Source organism: Flavobacterium sp. RHBU_24, from assembly GCF_046613695.1.
Lineage (GTDB): Bacteria > Bacteroidota > Bacteroidia > Flavobacteriales > Flavobacteriaceae > Flavobacterium.
The window spans coordinates 1-3,920 of record NZ_JBKJHD010000041.1 but is presented as its reverse complement, the minus strand read 5'-3'; the positions used below and the strand labels follow the sequence as shown (position 1 = coordinate 3,920).

The following is a 3,920-nucleotide window of genomic DNA, read 5'->3' as shown; positions in this document are numbered from 1 at the left end:
CTATAATTAATTAAAGATTCCCAAAACAAAAGGCTGTATCACAATCCGTGGTACAGCCTTTTGTTTTGGTATATAAACAGGTAAAATATACATTATGTACATTTAATTTACATCTTTTTAAAAATGTCGTGTCGGTAAATGTCCATATGCACAATCGAGCGTTCCATAATGGTCATAACCTAAACCAAGCTCTACTTAAACATATCGAGTCCGGGCATGTCTAACTTGGCTACAGCGGCCAGTTCGGCTTCATTTATGGCAGTAGCTTTGGCTACAGCCTTGTTTATTACCAGTATCAGGTAGTCTTCCAGCTGGTCTTTATCTTCCAGTAAAGAGTCGTCTATCGCTATCGATTTTACGGTGCGGTTTGCGGTTATTGTTACCTTCAGCAGGCCGTCAGTACTCTGCTCGTCAATAAGTACCGTATCAAGCCTCTTCTTAGTTTCTTCAATTTTTTGCTGGGTTTCCTGCAGTTTACCCATCATGCCCATTAAATCTCCAAACATTGTTTTAAATTTTATATTATTATATTTACAAATGTATTAAATTGGCTTAAAAATATACCAATTAATAAAAGAATGAAAAAACACATAGGTATAATTTGTGTTTGCCTTACTTTTGCAGGAAATGCTCAAACAAGCAAGAATAAAATGACCGAAACACTAAACCCGCCTGTAGCCGCCATAAAGCCGCACAAGCTGGAAAAGCATGGTGACGTGCGCACCGATAACTACTACTGGCTAAACGACAGGGAAAACCCCGAAGTGATAGCCTACCTTACTAAAGAAAACGAATTTTATAAAGAGTCTACCGCGCATACGGCCAAATTCAGGGACGATCTTTTCCTGGAAATGAAAGCGCGTATAAAGGAGGACGACGCTTCGGTACCCTACAAATACAACGGCTACTGGTACATAACGCGCTACGAAAAAGGCAAGGATTACCCCATATATTCCCGCAAGAAAGGCACGCTGGAGGCGCCTGAAGAAATATTGTTCGACTGTAATAAAATGGCAGAAGGACACAGCTACTTTAACCTTTCGGGGCTTAGCATCAGCGAGGATAATGCTTGGGCGGCTTTTGGTGTAGATACGGTTTCGCGCAGGCAGTACACCATACAGGTTAAGAACCTTAAAACCGGCGAAATACTCCCGATAAAAATTGAAAACACCACGGGCGGCTCTACCTGGGCCGGCGATAATAAAACGCTTTTCTACACCCGTAAAGACGAGGTAACGCTGCGTTCTGATAAAATTTACAAGCACAGGCTGGGTGCCGATGTAAAAGATGACGTGCTCATTTACCACGAAAAAGACGATACCTATAACACGTTCATTTATAAGGAAAAATCTAAAAAATACCTGGTTATAGGCAGCGGTAGCACACTAACGTCAGAGTACCGCATATTGGACGCCAAAAAGCCGGACGGTGAGTTTAAGATATTCCAGAAGCGTACGCGCGGGCTGGAATATGGCATAAGCCACTATGGAGATACCTGGTATATTGTTACCAATAAAGATAAGGCGACCAACTTTAAGCTGATGGTAACCCCCGAAGGAAAAACCGAAAAAGAGAACTGGAAAGACCTGATACCGCACCGCACCGATGTGCTGCTTGAAGATATTGATATTTTTAAGGACTACCTGGTGATAAGCGAGCGCAGCAATGGCCTTAACACCATACGCATCCGCCCGTGGAAAGGGGAGGAGTACTACCTGCCCTTTGGTATAGAAACCTATACGGCAAGCACGGCAACCAACCCTGATTTTGACACGCATATCCTTAGATATTCTTACCAAAGTATGGCTACGCCTTCGTCGGTTATAGATTTTAATATGAAGACGAAGGAAAAAACCGTACTTAAGGAGCAGGAGGTTTTGGGCGGTAAATTTGATAAAAACAACTATATTGAGGAACGTATCTGGGCTACGGCCAAAGATGGTACCAAGGTGCCCATTTCGGTAGTGTACCGCAAAGGCATTGTAAAAGACGGCAAGAACCCGTTCCTGTTGTATGCCTACGGCTCGTATGGGGCCTCTATGGATCCGTATTTCTCATCAATAAGGCTTAGCCTGCTCGACAGGGGATTTATCTTTGCAATAGCCCATATTCGCGGCGGCGAAGACCTGGGCCGTAAATGGTATGAAGACGGTAAGCTGCTTAAAAAGAAAAACACATTTACTGATTTTATAGATTGCTCAGAATATGTAATTGAGCAGGGGTATACTTCCCCACAGCATTTATATGCCGAGGGCGGCTCTGCCGGAGGGTTGCTTATGGGCGCTGTGGTTAATATGGCCCCGCAGCTCTACAACGGCGTTATAGCACAGGTGCCGTTTGTAGATGTAATAACAACCATGCTTGACGATACCATACCGCTTACCACGGGCGAATATGACGAGTGGGGCAACCCTAACGAGAAGGAATACTACGATTATATGAAATCGTATTCGCCTTATGACAACGTAACCGCCCAGATGTACCCTAATTTGCTTGTTACAACAGGGCTTCACGACAGCCAGGTACAATATTGGGAACCTGCAAAATGGGTTGCAAAGCTAAGGGCTACCGCTACGGGAAATAAGCTCTTGTACCTGGATACCAATATGGAAGCTGGCCACGGCGGCGCTTCGGGGCGGTTTGAAGCCCTTAAGGAAGTAGCTAAGGAATATAGTTTTTTATTAGATTTGGAAGGAATTAAAAACTAATTAAATTTTTTTTGTTAGATTTGCAGGGTTTTGAGGTTGCTAAACAATACACAGTTTACCTTGCTAACTTATTTTTTTTATGAAAGAAGAAATAAACGCCTATAATAATGTGTTGGAATTGATAGGCAATACACCGCTTATCAAGATCAATAAAGTTACTGAAGGGTTAAAAGGAAATTTTTATGCTAAGGTAGAAGCTTTTAATCCGGGCCATTCTACAAAAGACAGGATTGCACTTTATATTATAGAAGAGGCTGAGAGAAGAGGTATCCTGAAACCGGGAGACACCATTATCGAAACTACTTCGGGCAATACAGGCTTTAGTATCGCTATGGTAAGCATTATTAAAGGATATGAATGTGTTCTGGCAGTTAGCTCTAAATCGTCTAAAGATAAAATAGATATGCTGCGCGCCATGGGTGCAAAGGTATATGTATGCCCTGCTAATGTAAGTGCAGATGACTCCCGTTCTTACTACAGTGTTGCAAAAAGGCTGCATGAAGAAACTAAGGGCTCTGTATACATCAACCAGTATTTTAACGACCTTAATGTAGATGCCCACTATAAAACTACCGGCCCCGAAATATGGGAGCAAACCGGCGGAAAAATAACCCACCTTTTAGCATGCAGCGGCACGGGGGGCACCATAAGCGGCGCTGCGCGTTTTTTAAAAGAGCAAAACCCTAACATCAGGATACTGGGTGTGGATGCTTTTGGTTCGGTACTTAAAAAATACCATGAAACAAGGGAGTTTGACAGCGAGGAGATTTACCCCTACCGTATAGAGGGCCTTGGCAAAAACCTTATCCCTACAGCAACCGACTTTGATATTATTGATAAATTTATAAAAGTGTCTGACGAAGACAGTGCCCACGCGGCACGCTATATCGCCAAGACCGAAGGCCTTTTTGTAGGCTACACCAGCGGTGCCACACTACAGGCCGCCCGCCAGTATGACGAAGCCGGCGAGTTTGACGAAAACAGCAACGTTGTACTTATTTTCCCTGACCACGGTTCACGCTACATGAGCAAAGTATTTAGCGATGAATGGATGAATGAGCAGGGCTTTTTTGACAGCGTAAACCTTGAGGCGACACAAAAAATTGAATTTATTAAGTAAATCAGATTTACTTTCGAGATATAAAAACTCCGGCATCCGCCGGAGTTTTTGTTTATAAAGACACCTACGTACTGTTACGTACTATACCCATC

The 3,920-nt window shown here is 43.1% G+C and carries 3 protein-coding genes; 2 read left to right on the top strand and 1 reads right to left on the bottom strand.

Translation table 11 applies throughout. The features are described 5' to 3' along the window. Positions 1-191: 191 nt before the first annotated feature. Positions 192-506, bottom strand: a complete 315-nt coding sequence (locus ACLI09_RS17945; protein WP_411421021.1) for a YbaB/EbfC family nucleoid-associated protein — start codon at positions 504-506, stop codon at positions 192-194. Between the two features lie 144 nt (positions 507-650). Here ACLI09_RS17945 and ACLI09_RS17940 point away from each other — a divergent pair, with 144 nt between their 5' ends. Then, positions 651-2,708, top strand: coding sequence for a S9 family peptidase (locus tag ACLI09_RS17940; RefSeq protein ID WP_411421022.1), 2,058 nt, complete (start codon positions 651-653; stop codon positions 2,706-2,708). Between the two features lie 79 nt (positions 2,709-2,787). Then, positions 2,788-3,828: a PLP-dependent cysteine synthase family protein gene (locus ACLI09_RS17935; RefSeq protein WP_411421020.1), complete on the top strand. Its 1,041-nt coding sequence runs from the start codon at positions 2,788-2,790 to the stop codon at positions 3,826-3,828. Positions 3,829-3,920 lie beyond the last annotated feature (92 nt).

Excerpts from the sequence above, each read along its gene's own strand:
- ACLI09_RS17945 (WP_411421021.1), bottom strand. The coding sequence starts at position 506 with ATGTTTGGAGATTTAATGGGCATGATGGGTAAACTGCAGGAAACCCAG.
- ACLI09_RS17940 (WP_411421022.1), top strand. The coding sequence starts at position 651 with ATGACCGAAACACTAAACCCGCCTGTAGCCGCCATAAAGCCGCACAAG.
- ACLI09_RS17935 (WP_411421020.1), top strand. The coding sequence starts at position 2,788 with ATGAAAGAAGAAATAAACGCCTATAATAATGTGTTGGAATTGATAGGC.